Source organism: Streptomyces sp. MCA2 (genome assembly GCF_023544705.1).
Classification (GTDB): domain Bacteria; phylum Actinomycetota; class Actinomycetes; order Streptomycetales; family Streptomycetaceae; genus Streptomyces; species Streptomyces decoyicus.
Window position 1 is genome coordinate 112549 of sequence record NZ_JAMJFM010000016.1, and the last position, 12925, is coordinate 125473.

Here is a 12925-nt window from a genome sequence, read left to right on the forward strand (position 1 = left end):
GCCGGCGGAGAAGCGAGTGAAAGGTGCGCGGCATGACTCTCGACACCGTCAAGCACGCAGCCGAGACGCCGGACACCGACCAGCCGTGGGCCGATCTCGGCCTGAAGCAGGACGAGTACCAGCGCATCCGTGAGATTCTCGGCCGCCGTCCCACCGGCGCCGAACTCGCCATGTATTCGGTCATGTGGTCCGAGCACTGCTCCTACAAGAGCAGCAAGGTCCATCTGAAGCAGTTCGGCGAGAAGGCCCCCGAGAACGACGCGCTGCTCGTCGGCATCGGCGAGAACGCCGGTGTCGTCGACGTCGGCCAGGGCTACGCCGTCACCTTCAAGGTGGAGTCGCACAACCACCCCTCGTACATCGAGCCCTACCAGGGCGCGGCCACCGGCGTCGGCGGCATCGTCCGCGACATCCTCGCCATGGGTGCCCGCCCCGTCGCCGTCGTCGACCCGCTGCGCTTCGGCGCCGCCGACCACCCCGACACCAAGCGCGTCCTGCCGGGCGTGGTGGCCGGAATCGGCGGCTACGGCAACTGCCTGGGCCTGCCGAACATCGGTGGGGAGGTCGTCTTCGACGCCTGCTACCAGGGCAACCCGCTGGTCAACGCCGGCTGCATCGGCGTCATGAAGCACGAGGACATCCACCTCGCCAAGGCGTCCGGCGCCGGCAACAAGGTCATCCTCTACGGCGCCCGCACCGGCGGCGACGGCATCGGCGGCGTCTCCGTGCTGGCCTCGGAGACCTTCGACGACTCCAAGCCCACCAAGCGCCCCGCCGTCCAGGTCGGTGACCCCTTCCAGGAGAAGCTCCTCATCGAGTGCACCCTGGAGATCTTCAAGGAAGACCTGGTCGACGGCATCCAGGACCTCGGTGGCGCCGGGCTGTCCTGCGCCACCAGCGAGCTGGCCTCGGCCGGTTCCGGCGGTATGCGCGTCGAGCTGGACACCGTGCCGCTGCGCGACTCCTCCCTCTCGCCCGAGGAAATCCTCATGAGCGAGTCGCAGGAGCGCATGTGCGCGATCGTCGAGCCCGGGAAGGTCGACCGCTTCCTGGAGATCTGCGAGAAGTGGGACGTCATCGCCACCGTCATCGGTGAGGTGACGGACGGCTCGCAGCTGGAGATCTTCTGGCACGGCGAGCAGATCGTGGACGTGCCGCCGCGCACCGTCGCCCATGAGGGCCCGGTCTACGAGCGCCCGTACGCCCGCCCCGACTGGCAGGACGCCCTCCAGGCCGACGACGCGGCGAAGCTGGCCCGCCCGGCGAACGCGGACGAGCTGCGTGCGCAGGTCCTGAAGCTGGTGGCCTCGCCCAACCAGGCCTCCAAGGCGTGGATCACCGACCAGTACGACCGGTTCGTGCAGGGCAACACCGTCCTTGCGCAGCCGGAGGACGCCGGCATGGTCCGGATCGACGCGGACAGCAACCTCGGTGTCGCGCTGGCCACGGACGGCAACGGGCGCTACGCCAAGCTCGACCCGTACACGGGTGCGCAGCTGGCGCTGGCCGAGGCGTACCGCAATGTCGCCGCGTCCGGTGCCAAGCCGCTGGCGGTCTCCGACTGCCTGAACTTCGGTTCGCCCGAGGACCCGGCGGTCATGTGGCAGTTCGCCGAGGCCACCCGTGGTCTCGCCGACGCCTGTCAGACCCTCGGTACGCCCGTGACCGGCGGCAATGTCTCGCTCTACAACCAGACGGGCGAGACGGCGATCCACCCGACTCCGGTCGTCGCGGTGCTCGGCGTCATCGACGATGTGAACCGCCGCACCCCGATCGCGTTCGCGGACGAGGGCCAGCTGATCTACCTCTTGGGCGACACCCGCGAGGAGCTGGGCGGCTCGGCGTGGTCGCAGGTCGTGCACGATCACCTCGGTGGTCTGCCGCCGAAGGTGGACCTGGAGCGCGAGCGGCTGCTGGCCGATGTGCTGATCTCCGCCTCCCGTGACGGCATGATCGACGCCGCGCACGACCTCTCCGACGGCGGCCTGATCCAGGCCCTGGTGGAGTCCTGCCTGCGTGGCGGCAAGGGTGCCCGCGTCGTCGTTCCGGACGGTCTCGACCCCTTCGTGCTGCTCTTCTCCGAGTCGGCGGGCCGGGCGGTCGTCGCCGTTCCGCGCAGCGAGGAGCTCCGCTTCACCGACATGTGCGGTGCGCGAGGACTGCCGGCCACCCGGATCGGTGTGATCGACGGCGACGAGATCGACGTCCAGGGGCAGTTCAGCCTCCCGCTGAGCGAGCTGAAGGACGCGCACGAGGCGACGATCCCGCACCTGATCGCCTAGTTGCTCCGCCAGTTGCTCCTCCGGGCCGCGGTCCGGAAAGCCTGAGCCGAAACGGCCCGCCAGTACATCCGGCGGGCCGTTTCGGTTGTTTCCGGGGCATTCTCACCGACCTCCTGGCGAGCCCTTGTCAAGAATTACGTAATTACGTAATCTCTCGCCATGGATCTCGAACAGCGGGTGGCCGAGCTGGAACGACGGCTGGCCGCCCTTGAGCGGTCCGCCGGCCCGGCCGCCCACTCGCCCGAGCGCGAGCCCGACGACGACCTGTGGGCCCTGCACGGCCTCCAGGCCCAGCTCACCGAGCTGGGCGCCCACAACGGCGGAGTGCTCTTCACCGGCGCCGTACGGATCCCGGCCGGACAGCGCTACGAGTGGCAGTACGGCCTGGACACCGACACCGTGCTGGAGGCCGACTGGGCGGACGCCGCCGAGTCGTTCGCGGCGCTCGGCCAGCCCGTACGGCTGCGGCTGCTGCGCGAGATCCTCCGCGGCCGCTGCACCGCCGCAGAACTCACCGAGCTGGACGGCACGGGCACGACCGGCCAGATCTACCACCACCTCCGGCAGCTCACCGCTGCCGGCTGGCTGCACTCGGCCGCCCGTGGCCGCTACGAGGTACCGGCCCAGCGCGTCGTACCGCTGCTGGTGATGCTGACCGCCGCCGGGCGCTGACGCCCGGCCGATTTCAGGGGGACAGGAATGAAGTCCATATCCATGCGGAAACTCTCCGAACAGGCCGCTCGCCTCTGCTTGTTCGCCTTCTTCGCGGTGGTCGTGGCGAGCATTTTCGTCGACATTCCGTACTGGTGTGGCTGGGTCCCGCTCGGCCTCTGGGTGGTGCTCGCCTTCGGCGTGAACCGCCGGGCGGCCCGCGCGGCGGCAAAGAGTTCGGCGGGCGCCGTCCCCGAGGCGGTGGAGGTCGCCGCGCCGGTCACCGGCCGCTGGAAGGCCCTCAACAGCCCGGCCGACAAGGTCCCCAGCCACGGCACCCGGTCATACGGGCAGGCCTACGCGATCGACATCGTGGCGGAACCCGAGCCCGGTGCCCGCCCCGGTTTCGGCTGGTGGCCGCTGGTCCGCCGCAACGAAGACTTCCCGGCGTTCGGCGCGCCCCTGCTCGCCGTCGCCGATGCCACCGTCGTACGGACCGACGACCGTCAGCGCGACCACCTCAGCCGCACCTCGTGGCCCGCGGCGATCTACATGCTCGCCGTGGAGGGGGCGGTCCGCGTGCTGGGGGGCGCCCGCCGGGTCGTCGGCAACCACGTGATCCTCGACCTGGGCGACGGTACGTACGCGCTCTACGCCCATGTGCGGCGCGGCTCGCTCACCGTCCGCACCGGCGACCGGGTACGGGCCGGGCAGCCGCTCGGCCAGTGCGGCGACTCCGGCAACAGCTCGGAGCCGCACGTCCACTTCCAGCTCATGGACGGCGAGGACCCGGAGACCGCCACGGGTGTCCCCTTCACCTGGCGGGGGATCGGCGTCCCGGCCAACGGCGAGCTCTTCGACGCCGCGGCGCCGGCGGAGACGCCCGCGGGCTGAGGGGTCTCGCCGCTTGCGCGAGGAAGGCCGGGGCCGGCGCCGGAACCCCGGTCCTGTGGTCGCCGATCCCCGGCCCGTTGTCAGAGGTGCCGCCTAGGCTGATCGTCATGTCTCCTGCCGCCCGGAAGCCGCGCGCCCGCCAGTACGACGCCCAGAAGACCCGTGCCGCCGTCGCGGCCCAGCTCGATCATCTCCTGGATGCCGTACGCGGTCTCGCGCCCGAGCAGTTCGCGCTGCCGACCCGGCTCGGTGACTGGACGGTGCGGGAGCTGGTGGCGCATCTGTCCATGGCGGCCGGCAGCGTGGCGCGCGGTCTCGAGCAGCCGGTCCCGCCGCGGGCGGAGGCCGCCCTCGTGGACTGGCCGTCCGCCGCCGGCCCCCTCGCCTCCTCCGTGGACGACCGCACCCGCGCCCTGGCCGACGCCCACGACCCCGTGGAGCTGCTGGAGCACACCGCCGACGAACTGGCCCGCGTCCTCCCGTCGGAACCGGGCGACCGGGTGGTCGCCGCCCGGCCCGGTGCGATGCGGCTGACCGATTTTCTCGTCACCCGCTGTCTCGAACTCGTTGTGCACAGCGACGATCTGTCAGCGGCGACCGGCCTGCGGATCCCGTACGACCGCCAGGCCCTGGCTGCCACCACCCGGCTGCTGGCCGATGTGCTGGCCGCCAAGGCGCCCGGCAATGCGGTCGAGGTCCGGGTGCCGCCGTTCGCGGTGGTGCAGTGCGTCGAGGGCCCCCGGCACACCCGCGGCACCCCGCCGAACGTCGTCGAGACCGACCCGATGACGTGGCTCCGGCTGGCCACCGGCCGTACGACCTGGGCCGAGGCACTGGACGCGGCGGCGGTCAGCGCCAGCGGCGAGCGGGCCGACATCGGGGGATACCTGCCCCTGCTGAGCTGAGGCGGGCTGAGGTGGGGCGGGCTGAAGTGGGCTGGGCCGAGGCGACGGACCGGTGTGGCGCCGACCGCGTTCCACGACGGTGAACTCGGGCGGTCCGCGCCCGGCCGGAGAGCGCGTCGCGTATCTCACACCGACCGGAGGGGGTCTCGCCAGTGACGAACGCCACAAGTGGGACGAATCGCCCACGCCGAGCCGCCCGCCAAGGGCCCGGAAGTGGAACGCGAAAATCCGGTGACGGGAAAGGAAAGCCCAGCTCAGCGAGGCCACCGCAAGATCGACTGAAGCGCGGAATGCGGCCACCGCACCTCACAGCCCGTCCCGCGCAGTTTCCGCGCCCCTCCGCCGCGACGGGAGGTGCCGACGGGGCGGCCGGGATCGGCGTGACGGCCTCGCCTCAGGGTCCCGCCCGCGACGGGTACTCGGCGAAAGGCCAGGTGTGCCAAGGGTTCCGGGGCTTCCGGAGGCGGAAAACCCGACGAGATGGCCGTGGTCACGTCAACCGCACCGCACTCCCCGTTTATGCACTCATCCAGATCCGCGGCCATCCCCGGTTCGGATGAATGCGCGACCTGCCCTAGACTCGGTGCCGTGCCACGTGGTGACGGACGACTCAACCACGACCTGCTCCCCGGCGAGAAGGGCCCCCAGGACGCTTGCGGCGTCTTCGGTGTCTGGGCTCCGGGTGAAGAGGTCGCCAAACTCACCTATTTCGGGCTGTATGCGCTGCAGCACCGTGGACAGGAGTCCGCGGGCATCGCAGTGAGCAACGGCTCCCAGATCCTCGTCTTCAAGGACATGGGCCTGGTTTCCCAGGTCTTCGACGAGACTTCGCTCGGCTCTCTCCAGGGCCATATCGCCGTGGGCCATGCCCGCTACTCCACCACCGGTGCCTCGGTGTGGGAGAACGCCCAGCCGACGTTCCGTGCGACCGCGCACGGCTCGATCGCGCTCGGCCACAACGGCAACCTGGTGAACACCGCCGAGCTGGCGGATCTGGTCGCCGCGCTGCCCCGTGAGGGCGGCCGGGCGACCCAGGTCGCGGCCACCAACGACACCGACCTGGTGACGGCGCTGCTGGCCGGCCAGGTCGACGAGGACGGCAAGCCGCTGACCGTCGAGGAGGCCGCACCCCGCGTCCTGCCGAAGGTCAAGGGCGCCTTCTCGCTCTGCTTCATGGACGAGCACACGCTCTATGCCGCCCGCGACCCGCAGGGCATCCGCCCGCTGGTCCTGGGCCGGCTGGAGCGCGGCTGGGTGGTGGCCTCCGAGTCCGCCGCCCTGGACATCTGCGGCGCCAGCTTCATCCGGGAGATCGAGCCCGGTGAGATGGTCGCCATCGACGAGGACGGTCTGCGCAGCAGCCGCTTCGCCGAGGCCCGCCCCAAGGGCTGTGTCTTCGAGTACGTCTACCTCGCCCGCCCGGACACCGACATCGCCGGCCGCAATGTGTACCTCTCCCGTGTGGAGATGGGCCGCAAGCTGGCCGCCGAGGCGCCGGCCGACGCCGACCTGGTGATAGCGACGCCGGAGTCCGGCACTCCCGCCGCCGTCGGATACGCCGAGGCCAGTGGCATCCCCTACGGCTCCGGCCTGGTCAAGAACTCCTACGTCGGCCGGACCTTCATCCAGCCCTCGCAGACCATCCGCCAGCTCGGTATCCGCCTCAAGCTCAACCCGCTCAAGGAAGTCATCCGCGGCAAGCGCCTGGTGGTCGTCGACGACTCGATCGTCCGCGGCAACACCCAGCGCGCCCTGGTCCGGATGCTGCGCGAGGCCGGCGCCGCCGAGGTCCACATCCGGATCTCGTCCCCGCCGATCAAGTGGCCGTGCTTCTTCGGCATCGACTTCGCCACCCGCGCCGAGCTGATCGCCAACGGGCTGAGCGTGGAGGAGATCGGCAAGTCGCTGGGCGCCGATTCACTCGCGTACATCTCCATCGACGGCATGATCGAGGCGACCACGATCGCCAAGCCGAATCTGTGCCGCGCCTGCTTCGACGGCGAATACCCGATGGATCTGCCCGACCCGGAGCTGCTGGGCAAGCACCTCCTGGAGTCGGAGACCGCGAGCCAGGCGAAGTCCGATGTGGACGGCGTCCAGACGCTCACCGCCGGGGTCGGCGGGGCCGACGCGCTGCGTCGCCCGTAGAGCTCGTCACCCACCCGACACGAAAGTTCTCCGTCATGTCAGAGACCACTGGTGCCAGCTACGCGAGCGCGGGCGTCGACATCGAAGCCGGCGACCGCGCCGTGGACCTGATGAAGGAGTGGGTGAAGAAGGCCACCCGCCCCGAGGTCGTCGGCGGCCTGGGCGGTTTCGCCGGCCTCTTCGACGCCTCCGCCCTCAAGCGGTACGAGCGCCCGCTGCTCGCCTCCGCGACCGACGGCGTCGGCACGAAGGTCGACATCGCCCGCAAGATGGGCGTCTACGACAGCATCGGCCACGACCTCGTCGGCATGGTCGTCGACGACCTGGTCGTCTGCGGCGCCGAGCCGCTGTTCATGACCGACTACATCTGCGTCGGCAAGGTCTACCCGGAACGGGTCGCCGCGATCGTCAAGGGCATCGCCGAGGGCTGTGTGCTGGCCGGCTGCGCGCTGGTCGGCGGCGAGACCGCGGAGCACCCGGGGCTGCTGGGCGCGGACGAGTTCGATGTCGCCGGTGCCGGCACCGGCGTCGTCGAGGCGGACCGGGTACTGGGCGCGGATCGTATCCGTACGGGCGACGCGGTGATCGCCATGGCGTCCTCCGGGCTTCACTCGAACGGGTACTCGCTGGTCCGCCATGTGCTGTTCGACCGCGCGGGATTCGCCCTGGACCGGGACATCCCGGAGTTCGGCCGCTCGCTCGGCGAGGAGCTCCTGGAGCCCACCAAGATCTACTCGCTGGACTGCCTGGCGCTGACCCGTACGACCGAGGTGCACGCCTTCTCGCACATCACCGGCGGCGGCCTGGCCAACAACCTCGCCCGGGTGATCCCGGACGGCCTGCACGCCACCGTCGACCGCGCCACCTGGACGCCGGGCCCGGTCTTCGACCTGGTCGGTTCGGCCGGCTCGGTCGAGCGCCGGGAGCTGGAGAAGACCCTGAACATGGGCGTCGGCATGATCGCCGTCGTCCCGCAGGAGTCGGTGGAGGCCGCCCTGACCACGCTGGCCGACCGGGGTGTGGACGCCTGGGTCAGCGGCGAGATCGTCGAGCGCGGTGACCACGCAGAGGCAGTGACCCTGACCGGTGACTACGCGAGCTGAGCGGACGGGCGCCTTCCACAGCCCCGCGCGGTACATGGGTGGGGGCGCCCCCGGCGTCGGCTGGGGGCGTGCCCCACTCTCCGGCAGTCCCCGGTGCGGCCGGCGCACGGGCAGTCGCCGGTACGCCCACCGCCCGCCCCATGGTCATCTGGGCAGCACAGGACCCGGCCCGGGCGATGCCCAGGACCGGGTCCGTGATGCTGTTATGGGTGCCGCGAGCGCACAGGGTCAAGCGCGACGACGCTGCTGGGACGAGTCGCCCTCGTCCTCTTCGTCGTCGTCGCTGTTGTACAGATCTGCGTACCGTGCGTACGGGTCGTCGTCCTCGTCCTCCTCGAACGGCTCTGCGTTCGGAGGCTGCTGGTTCGACGGTGATGCACCCAGCTCGTCGGCCAGTCGTGAGAGATCCGTCCCACCGCTGCTGTACTTCAGCTGGCGGGCGACCTTCGTCTGCTTGGCCTTGGCCCGGCCGCGCCCCATGGGTCGACCCCCTCAATGACGGGGCTCGATGGCCCCAGAGTCTTGACACGCGTTCATGGATCAGAGCGGGCTCTCGACAGAGAGACCGGCCCGTAGGGCTTTAACGGTACCTGCTTCCGCGGCCATACGGTACGTCGCCCGCATCACCCGCCGCTCGGCACGACCTGCAAGGTGCCCCGTCCCCGCTGGTCAACTGCGATTTTAACCTGTCCCGCACGGCGACCCGCCGACGGGTGGTGAGGGATGTCTCCCTGACCACCCGTGGCGGGCCGCGCAAGGCTGTGTTTCCGGCCGACGAGACCGCTTTTCGGGCCCGGGTCAGGCGTGCCGCGCCTCCGCCATGCGCTGCTCGGCAAGACGGTCGGCGGCCGCGGCGGGCGGAATGCCGTCGGCCTTCGCACGAGCGAATATCGCCAGCGTGGTGTCGAAGATCTTCGTCGCCTTGGTCTTGCAGCGGTCGAAATCAAAGCCGTGCAGCTCATCGGCCACCTGGATGACACCGCCGGCGTTCACGACGTAGTCGGGGGCGTAGAGGATGCCGCGGTCGGACAGCTCCTTCTCGACGCCGGGGTGGTCGAGCTGGTTGTTGGCCGCACCGCACACCACCTTCGCGGTCAGCACCGGCAACGACTCGTCACTCAGCGCACCGCCCAGCGCGCACGGCGCATAGACGTCCAGGCCTTTGGTACGGATCAGCGCTTCGGTATCCGCCACGGCCGTGACCTGCGGGTACTTGGTGCGGACCCGCGCCACCGAGTCGGCCCGGACGTCCGTGATCACGACCTCGGCGCCGTCCTGGAGGAGGTGCTCGACGAGGAGGTGGCCGACCTTGCCGACGCCCGCGATGCCCACCTTGCGGCCCCGCAGCGTCGGATCACCCCAGGCGTGCTGGGCCGAGGCGCGCATGCCCTGGAAGACGCCGTAGGCGGTCAGGACGGAGGAGTCGCCGGCGCCGCCGTTCTCGGGGGAGCGGCCGGTGGTCCACTTGTTCGTACGGGAGACCACATCCATGTCGGCGACGTACGTACCGACATCGCAGGCGGTGACGTAGCGGCCGCCCAGGGAGGACACGAACCGGCCGTAGGCGAGCAGGAGTTCCTCGGTCTTGATCAGATCCGGGTCACCGATGATCACGGCCTTGCCGCCACCGTGGTCCAGCCCGGCGAGGGCGTTCTTGTAGGACATGCCGCGCGCCAGATTCAGGGCGTCCAGCACGGCCTCCTCCTCGGAGGCGTAGGCGTGGAAGCGGGTGCCGCCGAGGGCGGGGCCCAGGGCGGTGCTGTGGATGGCGATCACGGCCTTCAGGCCGCTGGCGCGGTCCTGGCAGAGAACGACCTGCTCATGGCCCCCCTGCTCCGATCGGAACAGGGTGTGCAGAACGCCGCCGTCGGTGCCGGCGTGGGCCGGACGTACGTCAGTCACTGTGGTGACTCCCATAAGTCGCGAAGGACGCCCTCCTACGGGTGGGGAGGGCCGGTTGAAAAGAGCGTAAGACCTGCGGGGCCGGTTGATCCGCCGGGTGCCCGGGATCACCCTCTCCCGGGGGACGGGCATGGGACGATCTGGTCGTATCGCAGGCCGGCGGGGCCCTCGGGACCACCCGGCGGTGGACTTCCCCTTTGAAGGAGCGGGCGTGGCCCTGGCGTCGTCGGTGAAGATCCCGTACATGGCATATCTACGGGTCTACGAGCCGCTGGCTGCGTTCCCCGAGCCGGAACGCTCCCATTGGGCGCGCTACGCCAAACGGGAGGACACCCCCACCGCCCAGGACGAGCAGCGCCGGGCGCTGGCCGATCTGCTGGCGACCCCGCCGGTCCCGGTGCCGGTCCACGAGAGCGCGGACGCCTTCATCGCCGTCGTGAACGAGGTGACCTGCGTCTGTCCCTGGCGCACCCGGCTGCGCGGCTGGCAGGCCCTCGAGGCGCTGGAGGAACTGCTGCCGGCATCGGTGCTGGATGCCGCGCTGCCCCCGGTCGTGCGCCTCCAGGCGGCCGGCGACTACGAGCAGTGGCGGGAGCGCAACCCGGACGCCCGGCCCTGGATCCGCGGTGCGGCCTGGCATGTCCCGGTCCGCTGGTTCGTGCTGTTCGACGACGACGAGCGGGAGTACACGAAGAGTGACCAGGAGCCGGTGCTGCGTTACCGGACGCCCATGGTGCAGGCGCGACGGCGGGTCGCGCGGGGGCTGCGCACGCTGCGGGACGCCCTGGAAGAGGGGCCGCTGATCGACGGCCTGGTAGATGTGGGGCGCTGGCTCGAGGAATTCCATCCGCGTTCGCTCGTGGAGCTGGATTACGGAGGGCTGGTGCACGCGGTGCCCGAGGGGCAGCTCGCCGAGGACCGTTCCGCCGCCGAGGTGGCGGAGGGACTGGCGGCGCTGCGCGACGGGGACGGCGAGCGGGCCGGGGTCGCGTACGAGAAACTTTCCGAGCGGTGGCGTGCGGTGCGTGAGCGGCAGTTCTCCAGCTGAGCGGCGGTGCGTATCAGGGGTTCGTGGCGCGGAAGTGCCGTGTCCGCTTTTCGCTGGTCGGGCGGCAAGGGACGTAGGTCCTGATCCGGGCGAATGCCTCGAGCGTGACCTAAAGCACTGACTTCGGGTCTTGCTCCCAAGCCATACCCTCGTGCCAAAATAGGACAAGGAGCCCGACGTGGGCTCCTTCCGTCCAACTAAGGGCGGATAGATCGGTATTGCGCTCCTTGAGGGGTCTCGTGGCGGCTGAGCACGTTGTGACTGATCGTCACGGACGGGTGACTGTCCGCTATGGCACGGTCCATCGGCTTCCGCCGAGGTTGAACACCTGAGAGGGCAATTCCATCGGTTTGGCCGACGAGGCTGGACGGATGGTGTAGTTGTAGTGCCGAGGACAAGCCGTTCGTCCTATAACCGACTCGGCCCGCGTCCGCCATTTCGGGCAACGTGGGTCAAGGTGCAGAATTTAGAGGAAAGAACCGTGATGGTTCGGTTCTCCCGAGGAGGCCGCTCATGACCGCTCGCACCCCTGACGCCGAGCCGCTGCTTACCCCTGCTGAGGTCGCCACGATGTTCCGCGTGGACCCGAAGACGGTGACCCGCTGGGCCAAGGCAGGCAAGCTCACGTCCATCCGCACGCTCGGAGGACACCGGCGTTACCGCGAGGCTGAGGTCCGCGCACTGCTCGCGGGTATCCCGCAGCAGCGTAGCGAGGCCTGAATAACCGCATAACCAGGTCGTTTTCGGGGCCCCCAACCCGAAAATGCCTGCTTTGTACCCCTGGCTCGACCTGCTCCACCTTGCTTGACACAGCTTCATACGACGCGGCGCCTGCCCCAACAGGCCCCACACCCGCTCCATCTGGGTACGTCATTGATCGCGCTGGACTCCGCCGGGTCCAGCGCGATTTTTTTGTGTGCGCCCGCTTCAGGGCCCTTCGGGGCGGTCGGGTCGGCACGGCGCCGACGCCACCCCGGACGCCGGTCAGGGTGCCTTCACGGCTCCTGTGAGGATGTTTGTGCGCGGACCCTGCGGGCTCGTTACTGAGCCGTTCACAGGTAGTGCAATTGCACATATTAAATTGACCGGTTGTATGGGGGGTGTAAGTTCCACATCTCGCCGAACTTGTTCGGTGACACCCGTCACACTACGCGGCGCTTGAAGACGATACGTCCGCTGCGGTAGAGAACTTCCCCCCGCCACGCCCAATAGCCCGCTACCGCACAGCGGGTGGGATATGCGGCCCGGGTCACCGGATCGCGGGACTTTCGCCCTCGGCCGCCGGCGGCTCGGAGACGTCCGAAGGCGGGGTCGGAGCGGACGCGGCCGCCGGAGGCCCGGAGCGGGCCGTGTGCGGCTCCATGGCGAGCCGCAGCAGCCGATGGCAGACAGGGCAGTGCCGTGTCAGATGGCGATAGCCCGTGGCCGCCGCCAGATGGGCCCGTAGCAGCGCCCTGGTCTCGTGCCGTACCGCAGTCGTCATTGCGCATACCTCCCCGGCCCACACCTTCCTCAGTGAGTACCGGCGGTGCGTGCCGCCGTCAACACAGCGGGGCGCAAACCGGCTACGCACCGCATTCGGAGGGGGCGGATGTGGACAGGGGTGCGACCCGCGCCTGTCGGAGGCCGCGGAGGGAGGACAGCAGTGCGGCGGGCGGAGGGCAGCGGCGCGGCCCGCACCGTTTCGCGATACGGGCCGTGCGGGCGGGGCCTGACGGGATGTGCGGTGCCCGAGGGGCGGCCGCATGGGCGGGGCGGCCCGGGTGCGGCCCGTTGCGGACAGCAGTACGGCCCGCATCCGGAGAGGATGCGGGCCGTAGAAATGCGGTCCTGACGGGATTTGAACCCGCGGCCTCCACCTTGACAGGGTGGCGAGCACTCCAAACTGCTCCACAGGACCTTGCGTTTCGCTTTCCGCTTGCGGCGGGCTGCGAAGCAAGACTCTACAGCAGGTCAGGGGGTGCGGTCGAACTCGGTACCGGTGGCCCTGAT

At 70.0% G+C, this 12925-nt stretch carries 11 protein-coding genes and 1 tRNA gene; 8 read left to right on the forward strand and 4 right to left on the reverse strand.

The features are described from left to right. Positions 1-32: 32 nt before the first annotated feature. The 6 genes from purL (at position 33) to purM (ending at position 7983) form a co-directional block, all read left to right on the forward strand. Positions 33-2282, forward strand: a complete 2250-nt coding sequence (gene purL / locus M8I34_RS15930; RefSeq protein ID WP_250050114.1) for a phosphoribosylformylglycinamidine synthase subunit PurL — start codon at positions 33-35, stop codon at positions 2280-2282. Between the two features lie 159 nt (positions 2283-2441). Beyond that, positions 2442-2954 carry a helix-turn-helix domain-containing protein gene (locus M8I34_RS15935; protein WP_250050115.1) on the forward strand — a complete coding sequence of 171 codons (513 nt, stop codon included), beginning with the start codon at positions 2442-2444 and terminating at the stop codon, positions 2952-2954. A 36-nt stretch (positions 2955-2990) separates the two neighbouring features. Continuing rightward, positions 2991-3827, forward strand: coding sequence for a M23 family metallopeptidase (locus M8I34_RS15940; RefSeq protein WP_374210918.1), 837 nt, complete (start codon positions 2991-2993; stop codon positions 3825-3827). A gap of 107 nt (positions 3828-3934) precedes the next feature. After that, entirely contained in the window at positions 3935-4732 is a 798-nt protein-coding gene (locus M8I34_RS15945; RefSeq protein ID WP_250050117.1) for a maleylpyruvate isomerase family mycothiol-dependent enzyme, read from the forward strand. A 588-nt stretch (positions 4733-5320) separates the two neighbouring features. Next, positions 5321-6880: an amidophosphoribosyltransferase gene (purF, locus tag M8I34_RS15950; protein ID WP_030086203.1), complete on the forward strand. Its 1560-nt coding sequence runs from the start codon at positions 5321-5323 to the stop codon at positions 6878-6880. 35 nt (positions 6881-6915) lie between these two features. Beyond that, positions 6916-7983: a phosphoribosylformylglycinamidine cyclo-ligase gene (purM, locus tag M8I34_RS15955; protein WP_250050118.1), complete on the forward strand. Its 1068-nt coding sequence runs from the start codon at positions 6916-6918 to the stop codon at positions 7981-7983. 228 nt (positions 7984-8211) lie between these two features. On the opposite strand, the gene M8I34_RS15960 is transcribed toward purM, so the two are convergent. Further along, positions 8212-8463: a DUF3073 domain-containing protein gene (locus M8I34_RS15960; protein WP_030086208.1), complete on the reverse strand. Its 252-nt coding sequence runs from the start codon at positions 8461-8463 to the stop codon at positions 8212-8214. Positions 8464-8781: 318 nt separating this feature from the next. Beyond that, on the reverse strand, positions 8782-9900 hold the full coding sequence (locus M8I34_RS15965) for a Glu/Leu/Phe/Val dehydrogenase dimerization domain-containing protein (protein ID WP_030989313.1): 1119 nt from the start codon (positions 9898-9900) through the stop codon (positions 8782-8784). Positions 9901-10096: 196 nt separating this feature from the next. Here M8I34_RS15965 and M8I34_RS15970 point away from each other — a divergent pair, with 196 nt between their 5' ends. Together M8I34_RS15970 and bldC are read left to right on the forward strand one after the other, a co-directional pair. Beyond that, the gene (locus M8I34_RS15970) at positions 10097-10933 is read left to right on the forward strand and encodes a hypothetical protein (RefSeq protein ID WP_250050119.1); all 837 of its coding nucleotides are present in this window, start codon (positions 10097-10099) and stop codon (positions 10931-10933) included. A 513-nt stretch (positions 10934-11446) separates the two neighbouring features. Further along, complete coding sequence (bldC, locus tag M8I34_RS15975) at positions 11447-11653, forward strand: developmental transcriptional regulator BldC (RefSeq protein WP_003949541.1); 207 nt, start codon at positions 11447-11449, stop codon at positions 11651-11653. Positions 11654-12182: 529 nt separating this feature from the next. Here the strand turns inward: bldC and M8I34_RS15980 are convergent. Then, positions 12183-12416, reverse strand: coding sequence for a DUF6274 family protein (locus M8I34_RS15980; protein WP_250050120.1), 234 nt, complete (start codon positions 12414-12416; stop codon positions 12183-12185). 342 nt (positions 12417-12758) lie between these two features. Then, positions 12759-12833: transfer RNA gene (locus M8I34_RS15985), tRNA-Asp, on the reverse strand. Positions 12834-12925: the final 92 nt, after the last annotated feature.

What these genes read in the sequence shown, in the direction of transcription:
- purL (WP_250050114.1), top strand. Translation starts at nt 33, where the DNA reads ATGACTCTCGACACCGTCAAGCACGCAGCCGAGACGCCGGACACCGAC.
- M8I34_RS15935 (WP_250050115.1), top strand. Translation starts at nt 2,442, where the DNA reads ATGGATCTCGAACAGCGGGTGGCCGAGCTGGAACGACGGCTGGCCGCC.
- M8I34_RS15945 (WP_250050117.1), top strand. Translation starts at nt 3,935, where the DNA reads ATGTCTCCTGCCGCCCGGAAGCCGCGCGCCCGCCAGTACGACGCCCAG.
- purM (WP_250050118.1), top strand. Translation starts at nt 6,916, where the DNA reads ATGTCAGAGACCACTGGTGCCAGCTACGCGAGCGCGGGCGTCGACATC.
- M8I34_RS15960 (WP_030086208.1), bottom strand. Translation starts at nt 8,463, where the DNA reads ATGGGGCGCGGCCGGGCCAAGGCCAAGCAGACGAAGGTCGCCCGCCAG.
- M8I34_RS15965 (WP_030989313.1), bottom strand. Translation starts at nt 9,900, where the DNA reads ATGGGAGTCACCACAGTGACTGACGTACGTCCGGCCCACGCCGGCACC.
- bldC (WP_003949541.1), top strand. Translation starts at nt 11,447, where the DNA reads ATGACCGCTCGCACCCCTGACGCCGAGCCGCTGCTTACCCCTGCTGAG.
- M8I34_RS15980 (WP_250050120.1), bottom strand. Translation starts at nt 12,416, where the DNA reads ATGACGACTGCGGTACGGCACGAGACCAGGGCGCTGCTACGGGCCCAT.